The organism is Pseudomonas sp. 5P_5.1_Bac1 (assembly GCF_025466015.1).
Taxonomy (GTDB): domain Bacteria; phylum Pseudomonadota; class Gammaproteobacteria; order Pseudomonadales; family Pseudomonadaceae; genus Aquipseudomonas.
The window spans coordinates 223,699-240,361 of sequence record NZ_JANLNX010000050.1 but is presented as its reverse complement, the minus strand read 5'-3'; the positions used below and the strand labels follow the sequence as shown (position 1 = coordinate 240,361).

The following is a 16,663-nucleotide window of genomic DNA, read 5'->3' as shown; positions in this document are numbered from 1 at the left end:
TCAGATATCCGCCAATTTCCACGCCTCATACGCCGGCGTTTCATACGGATGACTCTGCTTCAGCGCACCGACGACCTGATGAATCAGCTCGTCGGCCACCACCAATTCCACTCGCCATTCCTCGACCTGCTCGACCACCCCGCTCTGCCCGATAAACGGCTGGCTGCCGTCCAGCGGGCGGAACTGACCCTGGCCCAGCACTTGCCAGGCGCAGCAGTCGTAGTCGCCGATGCGCCCGCCGCCCGCGGCGAACACGGCCTGCTTGACCGTGTCGACGTGGCTCGGTGGAACGAAGAAGGCGAGCTTGTACACCCTTTAGTTCACCCACACCCGCGCGTTGCGGAACATGCGCATCCAGGCGCCGTCTTCGTTCCAGTCGTCCGGACGCCAGGAGTTCTGCACGGCACGGAAGACCCGCTCAGGGTGCGGCATCATGATGGTGACGCGACCGTCGCGGCTGGTCAGGCCGGTGATCCCGCGCGGCGAGCCGTTCGGGTTGGCCGGGTAGGTTTCGGTGACCTTGCCGTGGTTATCGACGAAGCGCAGTGCCACGCAGCCGGACAGATCGGCTTCAAGCAGGGCTTCTTCGCTGGCGAACTCGGCATGGCCTTCGCCGTGGGCGATGGCGATCGGCATGCGCGAACCGGCCATGCCCTGCAGGAAGATCGAGTTCGACTTCTGCACTTCAACCATGGCGACACGGGCTTCGAACTGCTCGGAACGGTTGCGCACGAAGTGCGGCCAGAACTCGCTGCCCGGCACCAGTTCGTGCAGGTTGGACATCATCTGGCAACCGTTGCACACGCCGAGGGTGAAGCTGTCGGTGCGTTCGAAGAAGCCCTGGAAAGCGTCGCGGGCGCGGCTGTTGAACAGCGCCGACTTGGCCCAGCCTTCACCGGCACCGAGGACGTCGCCGTAAGAGAAGCCACCGCAGGCCACCAGGCCCTTGAATGCGTCCAGGTCGACGCGGCCGGCGAGGATATCGCTCATGTGCACGTCGATGGCGTTGAAGCCCGCGCGGTCGAAGGCTGCGGCCATCTCGACCTGACCGTTGACGCCCTGCTCACGCAGTACCGCCACCTGTGGACGCACACCTTTCTTGATGAACGGCGCGGCGATGTCCTGGTTGACGTCGAAGCCCAGCTTGGCGCTCAGGCCCGGGTTGTCTTCTTCCAGCAGCAGGTCGAATTCCTGATCGGCACACTGGGCGTTGTCGCGCAGGCGCTGGATCTGGTAGCTGGTCTCGGCCCACTGGCGTTGCAGCAGACGGCGATTGCCGTCGAACAACACCTCGCCATTGAGGCTGATGGAGACGCTATCGCTGTTGACCGGCTTGCCGATCACCGCGACGCAGTCTTCGCCGAGGCCGGCGGCGCTGAACTGGGCCAGCACGTCCGGGGTGGCGTCCTGGCGAACCTGGATTACCGCGCCCAGCTCTTCGTTGAAGAGGATGGCCGAGACTTTCTCGCGCTTGCTGGTCAGGGTGTCCAGTTCCAGGTCCAGGCCGCAGTGACCGGCGAAGGCCATTTCCAGCGCGGTGGTCAGCAGGCCACCGTCGGAACGGTCGTGGTAGGCCAGCAGGTGACCGTCGGCGTTCAGGCCCTGGATCACCGCGAAGAACGCCTTGAGGTCTTCGGCGTCATCGACGTCCGGCGCCTGGCTGCCCAGCTTGCCGTGGGTCTGCGCAAGGATCGAGGCGCCCATGCGGTTCTGCCCGCGGCCGAGGTCGATCAGGATCAGGTCGGTTTCGCCCTTGTCCATGCGCAGTTCTGGGGTCAGGGTCTTGCGGATGTCAGTGACCGGTGCGAAGCCGGTGACGATCAGCGACATCGGCGAGGTAACGCTCTTCTCCGCGCCCTCGTCGCTCCAGCGGGTTTTCATGGACATGGAGTCCTTGCCCACTGGAATGGTAATGCCCAGCTCAGGGCACAGTTCCATGCCCACGGCCTTGACGGTGTCGTACAGACGGGCGTCTTCACCCGGATGGCCGGCGGCGGACATCCAGTTGGCCGACAGTTTGATGTCGGAGAGTTTTTCGATGCGCGAGGCGGCCATGTTGGTCAGCGTCTCGCCGATCGCCATGCGACCGGATGCCGGAGCATCGAGCAGCGCCAGCGGAGTACGCTCGCCCATCGCCATGGCTTCACCGCTGTAGACGTCGAAGCTGGTGGCGGTCACGGCAACGTCGGCTACCGGAACCTGCCACGGGCCGACCATCTGGTCGCGGGCAACCAGGCCAGTGATGGTGCGGTCGCCGATGGTGATCAGGAAGCTCTTGCTGGCCACGGCCGGGTGACGCAGCACGCGCTCGATCGAGTCGGTCAGTTCCAGTTGGGCCGGGTCGAAGTCATCGCCCAGCTCGGCTTCGCGGGTCACCGAACGGTGCATGCGCGGCGGTTTGCCCAGCAGGACTTCCAGCGGCATGTCCACCGGGGTGTTGCCGAAGTGGCTGTCGGTGACGGTCAGGTGCGCTTCTTCGGTGGCTTCGCCGACCACCGCGAACGGGCAACGCTCGCGTTCGCAGATGGCCTGGAAGCGCTCGAAGTCGACCGCGCTGACGGCCAGCACGTAACGCTCCTGGGATTCGTTGCTCCAGATTTCGTGCGGGGCCATGCCCGGCTCGTCGTTGGGCACGTTGCGCAGTTCGAAGCGGCCGCCGCGGCCACCGTCGTTGACCAGCTCGGGGAAAGCGTTGGAGATACCGCCGGCGCCGACGTCATGGATGAAGGCGATCGGGTTGTTGTCGCCCAGTTGCCAGCAGCGGTCGATGACCTCCTGGCAACGGCGTTCCATTTCCGGGTTTTCCCGTTGCACGGAAGCGAAGTCGAGGTCAGCGGAGCTGGCGCCGGTGGCCATCGACGAGGCAGCGCCGCCGCCCAGACCGATCAGCATGGCCGGGCCGCCGAGCACGATCAGCTTGGCGCCGACGGTGATTTCGCCCTTCTGCACGTGGTCTTCACGGATGTTGCCCATGCCGCCGGCCAGCATGATCGGCTTGTGGTAACCGCGCACTTCTTCGCCGTGCGGGGTGTTGATCGACTGTTCGAAGGTACGGAAGTAGCCGGTCAGGGCCGGACGACCGAACTCGTTGTTGAACGCGGCGCCGCCCAGCGGGCCTTCGATCATGATGTCCAGCGCGTTGACGATGCGCTCGGGCTTGCCATACGCCTGCTCCCACGGCTGTTCGAAGCCCGGGATGCGCAGGTTGGAAACGGTGAAGCCGGTCAGGCCGGCTTTCGGCTTGGCGCCGCGACCGGTGGCGCCTTCGTCGCGGATTTCGCCGCCGGAGCCGGTGGACGCGCCCGGGAACGGAGCGATGGCGGTCGGGTGGTTGTGGGTCTCGACCTTCATCAGGATGTGCACCGGCTCCTGCACCGCGCCGTACTGGCGGGTTTCAGGATTCGGGAAGAAGCGGCCGGCGACCGAACCGACGATCACCGAGGCGTTGTCCTTGTACGCGGACAGGACGCCTTCGCTGTGCATCTGGTAGGTGTTCTTGATCATGCCGAACAGGCTTTTTTCCTGGCTTTCGCCGTCGATATCCCAACTGGCGTTGAAGATCTTGTGACGGCAGTGCTCGGAGTTGGCCTGAGCGAACATCATCAGTTCGATGTCGTGCGGGTTGCGCTTGAGGCCCTGGAAGGCGCTGACCAGGTAATCGATCTCGTCTTCGGCCAGGGCCAGGCCCAGCTCGACGTTGGCCTTGGCCAGGGCTTCGCGGCCACCGCCGAGGATGTCGACGGCGGTCAGCGGCTTGGGCTGGGCGTGGCTGAACAGGCCCGAGGCCTCTTCCAGCCGGGCCAGCACGACCTGGGTCATGCGGTCGTGCAGCAGCTCGGCGACGCCAGCGGCGTCGGCTTCGCTCAGTTCACCACTGATATAGAAGGCAATGCCCCGCTCCAGGCGACGGACGTTTTCCAGGCCGCAGTTGTGGGCGATATCGCTGGCCTTGCTCGACCAGGGCGAGATGGTGCCGAAACGCGGCATGACCAGGAACAGGCGACCGGCAGGTTCCTGTACCGGTACGCTCGGGCCGTACTTGAGCAGGCGCGCGAGCACTTGCTGTTGGTCGGCGGTCAGATCGCCGTCAACCTCGGCGAAATGAGCGAATTCAGCGTACAAACCACTAACAGCGGGGACTTTCTGGCTCAATTGCTCGAGTAATTTACCGTGGCGAAAGGCAGAAAGGGCAGGAGCGCCGCGCAGGATCAACATCGTCGGGACAGCCTCAGGAAGGGGGTGTGCTTAGAGGCCGTGCATTCTAGCCTAAACCTCCGCGTCAGGCACCCGAAACGCTGCATTGGCGGCCATCCGAATGTCGGCAAGTGCGTTCCAGGGCGGCCGTCCGTCCGCAAGCAACCTACAACTGCGCTGAAAAGTCGCAAGCACAGGCGGCGATAGCAGACAAGCTATCAGTTGTCGAGATATGGCGCGGCAGGCCCTTTGCGTATACTGCACGTTATGTTTGCCCAGACTGCTTTGCGCCAGCGTTGCGCCAAATGGCTCATCGCAACCGGACTCTTCCTGATGCTCGGTGCCTGCGTTGAAAAACCCAGCACCCTCGAACGCATCAAGGAGGATGGTGTATTGCGCGTGGTGACCCGCAACAGCCCGGCCACCTATTTCCAGGACCGTAACGGCGAAACCGGCTTCGAATATGAGCTGGTGAAACGCTTCGCCGACGATCTTGGGGTCGAACTGCAGATCGAAACCGCCGACAACCTCGACGACCTGTTCAGCCAGCTCGGCAAGCCATCAGGCCCGGTGCTGGCCGCCGCCGGCCTGGTCAGCAGCGAGCAGCGCAAGGGCCAGGCGCGTTTTTCCCACCCTTATCTCGAAGTCACCCCGCAAGTCATCTACCGCAACGGCAAGACCCGCCCCACCAATGCCGCCGGTCTGGTGGGCAAGCGCATCCTGGTGCTCAAGGGCAGCAGCCACGCCGAACAGCTCGCCGAACTGAAGAAACAATACCCGGGCCTGGAATATGAAGAATCCGACCAGGTGGAAGTGGTCGACCTGCTGCGCATGGTCGATGAAGGGCAGATCGACCTGACCCTGGTGGATTCCAACGAACTGGCGATGAACCAGGTGTATTTCTCCAACGTGCGGGTGGCCTTCGACCTCGGCGATGCCCGTGACCAGCGCTGGGCCGTGGCCGCCGGCGAAGACAACAGCCTGCTCAACGAAATCAACGAATTCCTCGACAAGGTGCAGAAGAATGGCACCCTCCAACGCTTGAAAGACCGCTATTACGGGCATGTCGACGTGCTCGGTTATGTCGGCGCCTATACCTTCGCCCAGCACCTGCAGCAGCGCCTGCCGCGCTTCGAAAAGCACTTCCGCACCTACGCCAAGCAAGAACAGGTGGACTGGCGCCTGCTGGCGGCGATCGGTTATCAGGAATCCATGTGGCAGCCGGAGGTGACCTCCAAGACCGGTGTGCGCGGCCTGATGATGCTGACCCAGCGCACCGCCCAGGCCATGGGCGTGTCCAACCGCCTGGATCCGGTGCAGAGCATCCGCGGCGGCGCCAAGTACTTCATGCACGTCAAGGAACAGCTCGACGACTCGATCAAGGAGCCGGACCGCACCTGGTTCGCCCTGGCCGCCTACAACGTTGGCGGCGGTCACCTGGACGACGCGCGCAAGCTGGCCGAGCGCGAGGGCCTGAACCCGAACAAGTGGCTGGACGTGAAAAAGATGCTGCCGCGGCTGTCGCAGAAGAAGTGGTACAGCAAGACCAAGTACGGTTACGCCCGCGGCGGCGAGCCGGTGCATTTCGTCGCCAACATCCGTCGCTACTACGACATCCTCACCTGGGTGACCCAGCCGCAGCTTGAGGGCAGCCAGGTCGCCGAAGGCAATCTGCACGTGCCCGGCGTGAACAAGGACAAGCCGGCGGAGCAGACCCCGCCGCTTTAAGCCTTGGCTCTTCGGGCCTTGAAGAACTCGCTCAGCACCGTCCCGCATTCCTCCGCCAGCACCCCGCCTTCATAGATCACGCGGTGATTGAGAAAACCCTGGGTGAAGAACTGTCCCTGGCTCTGCACGATCCCGGCCTTGGGCTCCAGCGCGCCATAGACCACGCGGTTGACCCGCGAATGCACGATCAGCCCGGCGCACATGCTGCACGGTTCCAGCGTCACATACAGGGTGCTGCCCGGTAGCCGGTAGTTGCTGGCGGCCTTGGCGGCGGCGCGAATGGCGACCATCTCGGCGTGGGCGCTGGGGTCGCTGTCGATGATCGGCCGGTTGAAGCCCTGCCCGATCACTTCGCCGTGCTGCACCAGCACCGCGCCCACCGGCACCTCGCCGAGGGCCGCGCCTTGGGCGGCCAGTTCCAGGGCCAGGCGCATGAACTCCTGATCGCGGCTGCGATCGATGATCTGCGGTCGCATCACACCACCGCGATCGCGGCCATCAGGCCGGTTTCCATGTGGTCGATGACGTGGCAATGGAACATCCAGGTCCCCGGGTTATCCGCCACCAGCGCCACCTGGGCGCGTTCGTTCTTGCCCAGCAGGTAGGTGTCGGTGAACCACGGCTCGACGATGGTGTGGCGATTCGACGCGATGACCTTGAAGCTCATGCCGTGCAGGTGGATCGGGTGCTGGTACTGGGTCATGTTCTTCAACTCGAAGATGTAGCTCTTGCCCTTCTGCAACGTGGCGATCGGGCGGTCGGCGCAGGTCTTGTCGGTAATGTCCCAGGCCTGGCCGTTGATCTGCCAGAGGCTCGGCGGCCTGCCGTTCTCGGTGTCCACCGAGACCTTGCCGGCCCATTCGAAATTGAAGTTGAGTTTCTCGGCGTTCTCCAGGTCCGGCTCGGCGACCGGATTTTGCGGCAGCGCTGGCGGCCAGTCGCCCGGTTTATCGGCGCTGGCGACCGAACGCAGGGTGCCGAGGCGCACGAAGCCGTCGCGCAAGGACACTTCCTCGCCCGCCTCGGGAATGCGGATCGCCAGGCAGATACGCATGCCCGGGCCGAGCCAATACTCGTCTTCCAGCGGGCGCGGGGTGATGGGGTTGCCGTCGAGGGCATAGATCATCGCCTCGCAGTTGCCCTTGAGGTTGAGGCGGTAGGTCCAGGTGTTGTCGAGGTTGAGCAAACGCACCCGCACCACTTGCCCGGCCGGCAGTTCGGTGACCGCGTTGGCCTGGCCGTTGATGGTGATCAGGCGCCCGGCGGTGCCGTTGCGCGCGGCCTCGCGGGGGATGCTGAAGGGCAGGAAGGCGCCCTGCTCGTCCACATGCCAGGTTTTCAGGCTCAAGGTGCGTTCGTGCTTGAAGCCGGTCGGCTCGCGCTCCTCGACGATCAGCGGGCCGACCAGACCGCGGCCGAGTTCCTCGCTGCTGCTGACATGCGGGTGATACCAGTAGCTGCCGGCATCCGGCACGCGGAACTTGTAGTCGAAGAACTCGCCCGGCTTGACCGGCAGTTGCGACACATAGGGCACGCCGTCCATTTCCAGCGGCAGGCGGATGCCGTGCCAGTGAATGGTGGTTTCGACCGGCAGGTGGTTGATGAAGCGCACCCGCAGCCAGGTGCCCTGGCGCACCCGCAACTCGGTGCCCGGCGCCGACGGGCCGAAGGCCCAGGCCTCGGTCTTGAAGCCTGGCACCAGCTCGACGTCCAGCGGCGCGGCGATCAGTTCGTAGTCGTGCCCGGCGTTCTCGTCCTCGACCTTGCCCAGCCAGTAACGGGCCGCGCCACCGGCGCCCAGGCCAACCACCACCAGGCCGGTCAGCCCCTTGAGCATTTGTCGACGGGAAAAGGACATCGGAACAGGAACCTCGTACTCGCGGAAAACAACAGTCAGCCATTATCTGGCCAGCGTGAAGGGCGAATACGATACACCCGCATTTATCAAAGATTAAGTGAAGTCTTGTCGCAGGGTGGGTTGCCAGCGATGAGGCCATCAGCAACAACACAAACCTGTCAACGCGACATCCGCTCGATCACCACCCCCAACGACGCCGGCAACATCGGTCCATGGTTCAGCCCTTCGAAGCGCTGGTAGCTGACCTGCAACCCCGGAACCTTCTCCAGATCGGCAACCAGCGCACGAGCCGGCGCTTCCACATCCCCGGTGCTCGGGCCGCGAGGCTGGGACGGTTCGGCGCTTCCGCGCATCAGCAGCAGGCGGGGATGGCTGTCGCCCAGTCGCGCCGACAAGCCTTCGGCCTCGCGCACGATCGCCCCGTCCCGCCACCACAACGAAGGACTCGCCGCCGCGTAATCGCTGAACTCGCCGGGCCGGCGGAACAACGCATGCAGCACGGCCAGGCCACCATAGGAATGCCCCCAAAGGGTCTGGCGCCGACCATCAATCGGCGCAACCGCGGCGACCATCGGCCGCATGCGCTGATTCAACAGGTCAAAAAAACCATCCACACCGCCACTGGGCTGCCCGGTCAATGGATCAACCTGCTCCGCCAGGCCCGGCACCGCCGGGGTGTAGTCGTAAGTACGGGCGTTACGCTCAATGCGCTGCTCGGTCTGGTAACCCACGGCGACCAACAGCGGCGCCTGGCCGGCGGCGAGTTCGCGCAACTGCGACGCTTGCAGGGTGCCCAGTGCGGCATTGCCATCGAGCATCCACAACACCGGGTAACCGGCCGCCGGCGCCGGGCGCTCCGGCTTGCCGACCCACAACTGGTAATGGCGCTTGCCGTCAGCGGAGTCGAGCGTGAGGGTGGTGAAACGGTAAGCGGAGTCCTTCTGCTGCAGCACCGGGGCATCCATCTTCTGCTCGGGTTCCGGCTGCGCCAACGCAACAGAGCCCGACGCCATCAGCGCCAGGCTCAGGAATAACGGGGTGAGGTTCATCAGGCATTCTCGTTATGTGCGCGATCAGCCGCCGCTTCCACGCGGAAGCGGCGGCCGGGGCCTTTTAGAAGGAGGCGGTCAGGCTGGTGTAGAGCGTGCGGCCCGGCTCGTTGTAGGTGGCGGCACCCGCACCATCGATACCGTTCACGCCCTGGGCGTTGCCTTCGCGGAACAGGCGTTTGTCGAAGAGGTTTTCAACACCGGTGGTCAGGCTCAGGTTCTTGGTGAAGGCGTAGGTGCCGCTCAAGCCCACCAGCGCATACGGCGACAACTGGTTATTGCCGTTACCGGTCACGCGATCACCGTGATAGTCGTACTTCTTCGGCGTCTGCTTGCCATACCAGGCCACGCTGGCCTGCAGCGACAGCGCGTCGGTGGCCTGCCAGTCAAGCATCGAGTTGAGGGTGTACTTCGGGGTCACCGACAGGGTCTCGCCGGTGGTCTTGTTCTTCGATTGCAGCATGTAGGTGAAGTTGTTGTTCCACTTCAACTGCTCGGTCAGCGGGATGGTCAGGGTGCCTTCGAGGCCCTCGACCAGCGCCTTCGGCACGTTTTCCCACTGGTAGACCGCGGAGTTGACGTAGGTGCCGGTGCCACCGGTGGCACGACCGACCGGGCTCATCCCCGATTCGATCTTGTTCTTGTAGTCGTTGCGGAAGTAGGTCAGGCCGGCGACCCAGCCGTCGTTCTGGTACTCGATCCCCAATTCCTTGTTGACGCTGGTCTCGGCTTCGAGCTTGTCGTTGCCTTGCAGGTAGCAACTGGTGCTCTGGCCGTAGCAGCCCTGGCCGCGGCTGTAGAGCAGGTAGTCAGGATTGAGCTGGTACAGGTTCGGCGCCTTGTAGGCACGGGCGATGCCGGCTTTCAGGGTGAGGGTGTCGGTCAGCGCGTGGGACAGGTTGAGCGACGGGCTCCAGTTGTCGCCGACGATGCTGTGGTGATCGAAACGCAGGGCCGGCGTGAGCATGGTGCCGGGCAGCAGTTCGATGTTGTCTTCGGCGAAGAACGAGACGATCTGCGCTTGCGAGCTGGTGTCGCGACCGGCGCTGGTCAGGCCGCTGACCGCGCCGCCTTCGCTGGTGGTCTGGGTGTTGGCGCTCGGGTCATCGAGCTTTTGCTGGCTCCACTCGGCGCCGAGGGTCAGGGTCTGGTCACGCAGGGCGTGCAGCGGCAGGTTCACTTCGCCGTGGGCGGTCAGGTCGCGCAGGGTCGAGGTGTAGAAATCGGTGTTGCTGAAAATGCCTTCGGTGCCGCCGGCCAGGCCTTCGTTGATCCGCTGGTTGCGGGTCTTCTCGTATTGCAGGTAGGCCATGGTGCTGCCGAAGTCCCAGTCACCGCGATGGGTGAGCGCGTAGTTCTCGCGGTAAAGGATGTTGGTCTCGTGGCCCAGCATGCTTTTCACGTTGGCGTTGGAGTTGGTGTTCTGGGTATCGCCGGTATAGATGTTGCCCTGGCGGCTGAAGCCGGCCTCCAGTTCCAGGGTCTGCTCGGGGCTCAGGCGCCAGCTCAACTGGCCGTTGAGGTCTTTGTTGCGCACGCCTTCGCGGCCCGCCGGCAGCGTGCCGACCTGGTTACCGGTGCGGGCGGATTCGTGCCCGGCGTTGATGTCCCAGTCATCCGAATCGGTTTTCGCCACGTTGCCGTAGACCCGGTAGCTGAGGCTGTCGGTCAGCGGGCCGTTGAGCCCGAAGGTCACCCGCTTGCTGGTGCCTTCTTCGCCGTGCTGCGGGAAGTTCTGGTAGACGGTCATGTTGCCGTGGGTTTCGGCACTGGCCTGCTTGGTGATGATGTTCACCACCCCGCCCATCGCGCCGGAGCCATAACGGGCTGCCGCCGGGCCACGGATGACCTCGATGCGCTCGACCTGATCGGCCGGCACCCAGTTGGTGTCACCCCGCGAATCGCGCTCGCCGCGCCAGCCGTAACGCACCGAGCTGCGGCTGCCGACCGGCTTGCCATCGACCAGGATCAGGGTGTTTTCCGGGCCCATGCCGCGGATGTCGATCTGGCGGTTGTTGCCGCGCTGACCGCTGGTGGAGTTACCGGTCAGGTTGACCCCGGGCATGGTGCGGATGATCTGCGACAGGTCGGTGGCCGGTGGGCGCTTCTTGATGTCCTCGGCGGTGATGATCGACACGCCCGGCGCCTGCTTGGTCTCTTCCAGCGCGGTGGCAACGACGTTCTGGCTTTCCAGCTCGACAACCTGCGGCTCGGAAGCCGCCTGCACGGCGGTGGACAACAGGCAACTGGACAACAGCAGGAAGGGAATGCGGGTGACTGGGCGGGGCAACATCTTTCGATCTCCGGAACGTCGCGCTGTAGGCAAGAGATCACGAATGATAATGACTACTAATTGAGAGTAAAGATCATTAACTTTCTAAACATTCCTCCGCGACGGGCAGCACCAGATGCAGCACCAGCCCGGGATGGCCATTGCTGGCCCACAGCGTTCCGCCCTGCAACGCGATGCCGCGACGGGCGATCGCCAAGCCAAGGCCGAAACCCGCGCCGCTGCCGGCCAGACGCTGGTAAGGCTCGAAGATGCGTTCAAGGTCGGCCTCGGCGACGCCCGGCCCCTGGTCCGTCAATTGGAAATGCCAAGAGTCGCCCTCGCGCACGCCATCGAAGCGGATCGTCCCACCTTCCGGCGAGTGGCGAATGGCGTTGCGCAGCAGGTTTTCCAAGGCTTGGGCAACGCTGTCCAGATGGCCTTGAATCCGGCAGTCGGCGGACAGCGTCGAAAGCAAGCGCGAGCGCGCCCAGCCGCTTTCGAAACAGGCGTCTTCGCACAGCGCCTCCCACACCGAGAGCATCTGCACCGGCTCGGTGGGCAGCTCCGGTTGTTCGGTGTCCATCCAGGCCAGGTCGAGGGTGTCTTCCAGCAGCCGCTGCATGCCGTCCACTTCCCGGTCCAGACGCTCGCGCAATTGCTCCGCTGGTACGCCGCTGTCATGGGCGATGCGCAACCGCGCCAGCGGCGTGCGCAATTCGTGGGACAAGGTACGCAGCAACAACCGTTGCTGATCGAGGCTGCGCCGCAAGCGCCCGGCCATGTGTTCGAAGGCCTGGGCCAGTTCGCCCAGTTCATCGCGGCGCTCCTGAAGCGGCAGGCCGGGGCTGTTCAGATCATCCGCGCGCAAGGCGTCGGCGCGGTCGCGCAGGCGATTGAGCGGCACCACCAGATGGCGATAGAGCGCCAGCCCGAGCAGCAACGCCAAAACCGCCGGCGCTATACCGTGGGTGACCAGATGGGTCCAGGGCGTCAGGCCGGTGGGTAGCAGGCGCTCCGGCAACTGAATGACCAGCCGGCCGTCTTCGGGATGCTCGGGAAACTCGATGCTGACGTACGGCAATTCATCCTGGAGCCGCCGGCTCATGGGCCAGTCGAGCTTGCGCATGAACGTCAGGTGACGGGCATCTTCAGCGCTCAGCGGCGTGGTGCCGAGGCTTTGCAGGTAAGGCCCGACCAGCGCCACCCAGGTGTCTTCCTGCTGTGCGAGCTGCTGGCGGTAAGCCTCGGCGCCCTCGGCTCCGCCGTCGCGCCACGCCTGTTCAGCCTGCTCGGCATAGCGCGCCAGATAGGTTTGATCGGCGGCGCTGAGAAAGTAGGTGCTGCGCTCCACCGACAGGCCCCAAGTCCAGATCAGCCACGTCAGCAACAGGCAGAAACTCACCAATATCAGCGCCAGCTTCCACAACAGCGGATGACGACGCATCAGGACGGTTCCGCTTCCACCAGGATGTAGCCCTGACTGCGCACCGACTGGATTTGCAGATGGGCCGCGCCAATGGCGGTCAGCTTGCGCCGCAGGTTGCAGACGTGGACGTCGAGGCCGCGGTCCAGCCGGGTGTAGGCGCGGTGCAGCACCGTCTGATAGAGAAACGCCTTGCTCAGCGCCTCGCCGGGGTGGGCGCGCAGCGTCGACAGCAGGCGGAATTCGGAACCGGTGAGGCCGGCGTTGCGGCCCTGGTGAACGACGTCCTGACGCTCCGGATCGAAGGTCAGCGAACCACTGTCACTGCCTTGCTCGTCGCGCCGCCGATCCAGCGCCACCCGCCGCAACAGCGCATCGACCCGGGCGTCCAACTCGGCGAGGCTGAACGGCTTGGGCAAGTAGTCATCGGCGCCGCGGGTGAAGCCACTGATGCGATCCTGCTCGGCGCCGAGGGCCGACATCAGCATCACCGGGACCGACTGATGCCGACGCAGATTGTCCAGCAGGCTCAGGCCATCGATTCCCGGCAGCATGATGTCCAGCAGCACCAGATCGAAACCGCCCTGCGCCATCGCCGCCAGGGCCTGGGTGCCGTTTTCGCAGGCATGAACGTGAAAACCACGGCGCTGGAAATGCTGCTCGAGGTCCTGGCGCAGGTTGAAATCGTCTTCGGTAAGGAGAAGTCTGGGGGACACGGACAGTGGCTCTGGGTGGGCAGTGATTGCAATTGCGAATCATCCCATTTCACCCCGGACGGGAGCAATGACATCGGTCAGCCCGGCGCGATTATTCCAACTGACGCAATAAAGAACTGCCAACAAAGCGTATTCCGCTAAAAAGCGTTCGGTTCCACACTGGCCTCACGGATCGGGACTCACCCCGCCCCGCTCACTCAAGCCAGGAGCCGGAACATGAAGATCCATCACCACCCTCTCTCGGGCCATGCCCACCGCGCAGTTCTGTTCGCCTCGCTGCTGGGCGTACCCCATGAGCTGATCGAAGTCGATCTGGCCGCGGCCGCGCACAAGTCGCCGGCGTTTCTCGCCCTGAATCCGTTCGGCCAGATTCCAGTGCTGGAAGATGGCGAGATCGTGATCGCCGATTCCAATGCCATCCTCGTCTACCTCGCGAAGAAGGCCGGGCGCACCGACTGGCTGCCCGAGGACGCGCTGGGCGCGGCGCGGGTCCAGCGCTGGCTGTCCGTGGCCGCTGGCGAACTGGCCTACGGCGCCTGCGCAGCGCGGCTGATCACCGTGTTCAACGCCAGTTTCGACGCTGACGAAGTCATTGCCCGCGCCCATGTCCTGCTGGGCCGACTGGAACAGCACCTGGCCGACCGCGAGTGGCTCGCTGCCGCCCATCCGACCATCGCCGACGTGGCCATCTACAGTTACGTCGCTCGCGCCCCGGAGGGCAATGTCGACCTGTCCGGTTATCCCGCCGTCAATGCGTTCCTGCGTCGGGTCGAGGCGCTGCCGGGCTTCGTGCCCTTCGCCCAGAGCCGCGCCGGGCTGAGCGCCTGACCCACCCTGGTTCAATTCCCACGGGAGCAACGGACATGGCCGAACACCTGAACACGCTGTCCACCTGGCATGAAGGCGAGAAATTCATCCAGGAGAAAGTCGGCGTCGCCGAGCGCATGGAAGGTGTCGGCCAGCGGGTCATACGGGATTTCATGCCCGACCAGCATCGCGACTTCTACCGCCAACTGCCGTTCATCGTACTCGGCAGCGTGGACACCGAGGGCGATGCCTGGGCGACCTTTCTCGAAGGCCGGCCTGGTTTCATGAGCTCGCCTTCACCAACGGCCCTCGATATCGCCACCCGGCCGGACCCACTGGATCCGGCTGGCCTGGGGATGTTCGATGGCGCCCCCGTCGGCCTGCTCGGGATCGAGATGCACAGCCGGCGGCGCAACCGTATGAACGGGGTGCTGTCGGGTCTCGCCCAAGGCTTTCGGGTCGAGGTCGACCAGAGCTTCGGTAACTGCCCGCGATACATCCAGTTGCGGGACTTTTCCTTTGCCCGGGATCCGCAGGCTGCGTTCGCCGGACAGATCGAAGCACTCCCCACCCTCGATGCCCGGGCACGATCGCTGATCGAGGGGGCCGATGCCTTTTTCGTCGCCACCTACGCCGACCGCGAGGAACGCCGTCAGGTCGACGTGTCCCATCGCGGTGGCAAGCCGGGCTTCGTTCGCGTCGGCGAGGATGGCCTGCTGACCATCCCCGACTTCAACGGCAATCTGTTCTTCTCGACCCTGGGCAATATCCATCTCAACGGCAAGGCCGGTCTGTTGTTCGTCGATTACGAAAGCGGCGATGTGTTGCAGATGACCGGCGATGCCGAGGTCATTTTCGATTCGCCGGAAATCGCGGCCTTTCAGGGGGCCGAACGGCTCTGGACTTTCCGCCCGCGCAGGATTGTCCGCCGCCCCGGCGGCCTCGCACTGCGCTGGAAATCCCAGAAAGACGGCGAGGCCGACAGCTCGCTGATGACCGGCGACTGGCAGCAGGCGCAAGAGCGCCTGCGCGCGGCCGACCTCGCCACCCGCTGGCGCGTAATGAACGTGGTCCGGGTGGTGCAGGAAAGCGCGTCGATCCGCTCCTTCCACCTCGAACCCGCCGATGGCGCGGGGCTGCTGCCCCATCTGGCGGGCCAGCACCTGCCCATCCGCGTCCGCCTCCCCGGCGCGGACAAACCGGTCATTCGCACCTACACCCTGTCGGTGGCGCCGTCCGATGGGCTTTACCGCATCAGCGTGAAACGCGACGGCCGGGTGTCCGGCTATCTGCACGACGAACTGCGCGAAGGCGACACGCTGGAGGCGCGGGCGCCGGCAGGCGATTTCACCCTGGATGCCGCGGACCCACGCCCCGCAGTGCTGATCGCCGGCGGGGTCGGCATCACGCCGATGCTGGCGATGCTGCGCCACCTCGTGTTCGAAGGCGCACGCACCCAGCGAATCCGCCCCGCCACGCTGTTCTACGCCGCCCGCTCGACGGCGGAGCGTGCCTTCGATGAGGAACTGGCGGCGCTGGTCGCCATGGCCAACGGCGCCGTCAACGTGGTCCGGGTGCTGAGCGACACCCAGGACGCTGCGCACGGCATCGACTACGACGCCGCAGGCCGCATCGACATGCCGCTGCTCGGGCGGTATCTGCCCTTCGGCGATTACGCGTTCTACCTGTGCGGCCCGCCCGCATTCACCCAGGCGATCTACGACGGCTTGCGCGGCTACGGCATCGCCGACGAGCGCATTCACGCCGAGGCTTTCGGGCCCGGCTCACTGACCCGCACCGGCGCCAGCGCCGCGCCCGTGCGCCTGCCGCCCGCGACAGAACCGGTGGCGGTCACCTTCATGGACTCGCTGAAGGAAGCGCGCTGGACGCCAGACTCCGGCACCTTGCTGGAACTGGCGGAAGCCCGTGGACTGTCGCCCGAATACAGTTGTCGCGAAGGTCATTGCGGCACCTGCCGCACCCGCCTGCTCAAGGGCGCGGTCACCTATATCAAGGAACCCAGCGCCAGCGTCGGCGACGATGAAGTGCTCATCTGCTGCGCGGTCGCGGCCGGTGAGGACCCGATCCAGCTCGCCCTTTGACTTCACTCATCACTCAGGAGACTGACCATGTCCCGTCCACCGCTGCCACCCTTCACCGAACAGAGCGCCATCGAAAAAGTCCGCCTGGCCGAAGACGGCTGGAACAGCCGCGACGCTGCCAAAGTCGCGCTGGCCTACACCACGGACACCCGCTGGAGAAACCGCGCCGAGTTCGTCCACAACCGCGCCGAAGCCGAAGCCTTCCTCACCCGCAAATGGAACCGCGAACTGGACTACCGGCTGATCAAGGAACTGTGGGCCTTCACCGGCAACCGCATCGCCGTGCGCTACGCCTACGAGTACCGCGACGACAGCGGCCAGTGGTTCCGCGCCTACGGCAACGAGAACTGGGAGTTCGCCGAAGACGGCCTGATGCGCGCGCGCCACGCCAGCATCAACGAACAGCCGATCCGCGAAGAAGACCGCCAGTTCCACTGGCCGCTGGGCCGGCGCCCGGACGATCACCCGGGCCTCAGCCACTTCGGCTTCTGAAGCCGACACTGGAAGGATGCGC

The 16,663-nt window shown here is 64.9% G+C and carries 12 protein-coding genes; 4 read left to right on the top strand and 8 right to left on the bottom strand.

The annotated features are described in order from the left end of the window. Together NTD82_RS10835 and purL are read right to left on the bottom strand one after the other, a co-directional pair. Positions 1–312, bottom strand: a complete 312-nt coding sequence (locus NTD82_RS10835) for a YqfO family protein (RefSeq protein ID WP_095154208.1) — start codon at positions 310–312, stop codon at positions 1–3. Between the two features lie 3 nt (positions 313–315). Continuing rightward, positions 316–4,215: a phosphoribosylformylglycinamidine synthase gene (gene purL, locus NTD82_RS10830; RefSeq protein WP_262128741.1), complete on the bottom strand. Its 3,900-nt coding sequence runs from the start codon at positions 4,213–4,215 to the stop codon at positions 316–318. A 246-nt stretch (positions 4,216–4,461) separates the two neighbouring features. Between purL and mltF the strand changes: the two genes are divergently transcribed. Then, positions 4,462–5,922, top strand: coding sequence for a membrane-bound lytic murein transglycosylase MltF (gene mltF, locus NTD82_RS10825; RefSeq protein WP_095154210.1), 1,461 nt, complete (start codon positions 4,462–4,464; stop codon positions 5,920–5,922). On the opposite strand, the gene tadA is transcribed toward mltF, so the two are convergent. From tadA to NTD82_RS10795, 6 genes are all read right to left on the bottom strand, one after another. Then, positions 5,919–6,398, bottom strand: a complete 480-nt coding sequence (gene tadA, locus NTD82_RS10820; protein ID WP_095154211.1) for a tRNA adenosine(34) deaminase TadA — start codon at positions 6,396–6,398, stop codon at positions 5,919–5,921. The genes mltF and tadA overlap by 4 nt on opposite strands. After that, positions 6,398–7,780 (bottom strand): multicopper oxidase family protein, encoded by a 1,383-nt coding sequence (locus tag NTD82_RS10815; RefSeq protein WP_262128739.1) that lies wholly within the window; start codon positions 7,778–7,780, stop codon positions 6,398–6,400. Before NTD82_RS10815 ends, tadA begins: the two co-directional genes overlap by 1 nt. A 158-nt stretch (positions 7,781–7,938) precedes the next feature. Then, entirely contained in the window at positions 7,939–8,829 is an 891-nt protein-coding gene (locus NTD82_RS10810; RefSeq protein WP_262128738.1) for an alpha/beta hydrolase, read from the bottom strand. Positions 8,830–8,893: 64 nt separating this feature from the next. Next, on the bottom strand, positions 8,894–11,122 hold the full coding sequence (locus NTD82_RS10805; RefSeq protein ID WP_262128737.1) for a TonB-dependent siderophore receptor: 2,229 nt from the start codon (positions 11,120–11,122) through the stop codon (positions 8,894–8,896). A 76-nt stretch (positions 11,123–11,198) separates the two neighbouring features. Beyond that, positions 11,199–12,545, bottom strand: coding sequence for a sensor histidine kinase (locus NTD82_RS10800; protein ID WP_262128736.1), 1,347 nt, complete (start codon positions 12,543–12,545; stop codon positions 11,199–11,201). After that, on the bottom strand, positions 12,545–13,240 hold the full coding sequence (locus NTD82_RS10795; protein WP_262128735.1) for a response regulator transcription factor: 696 nt from the start codon (positions 13,238–13,240) through the stop codon (positions 12,545–12,547). The genes NTD82_RS10800 and NTD82_RS10795 overlap by 1 nt, the downstream gene beginning before the upstream one ends. Before the next feature lie 216 nt (positions 13,241–13,456). Here NTD82_RS10795 and NTD82_RS10790 point away from each other — a divergent pair, with 216 nt between their 5' ends. Genes NTD82_RS10790 through NTD82_RS10780 form a run of 3 tightly spaced genes read left to right on the top strand, consistent with a single transcriptional unit; the run spans position 13,457 to position 16,641 of the window. Further along, positions 13,457–14,068 carry a glutathione S-transferase family protein gene (locus tag NTD82_RS10790; protein WP_262128734.1) on the top strand — a complete coding sequence of 204 codons (612 nt, stop codon included), beginning with the start codon at positions 13,457–13,459 and terminating at the stop codon, positions 14,066–14,068. Between the two features lie 35 nt (positions 14,069–14,103). After that, positions 14,104–16,149: a pyridoxamine 5'-phosphate oxidase family protein gene (locus NTD82_RS10785; protein ID WP_262128733.1), complete on the top strand. Its 2,046-nt coding sequence runs from the start codon at positions 14,104–14,106 to the stop codon at positions 16,147–16,149. A gap of 27 nt (positions 16,150–16,176) precedes the next feature. After that, complete coding sequence (locus tag NTD82_RS10780; protein WP_262128732.1) at positions 16,177–16,641, top strand: DUF1348 family protein; 465 nt, start codon at positions 16,177–16,179, stop codon at positions 16,639–16,641. Positions 16,642–16,663: the final 22 nt, after the last annotated feature.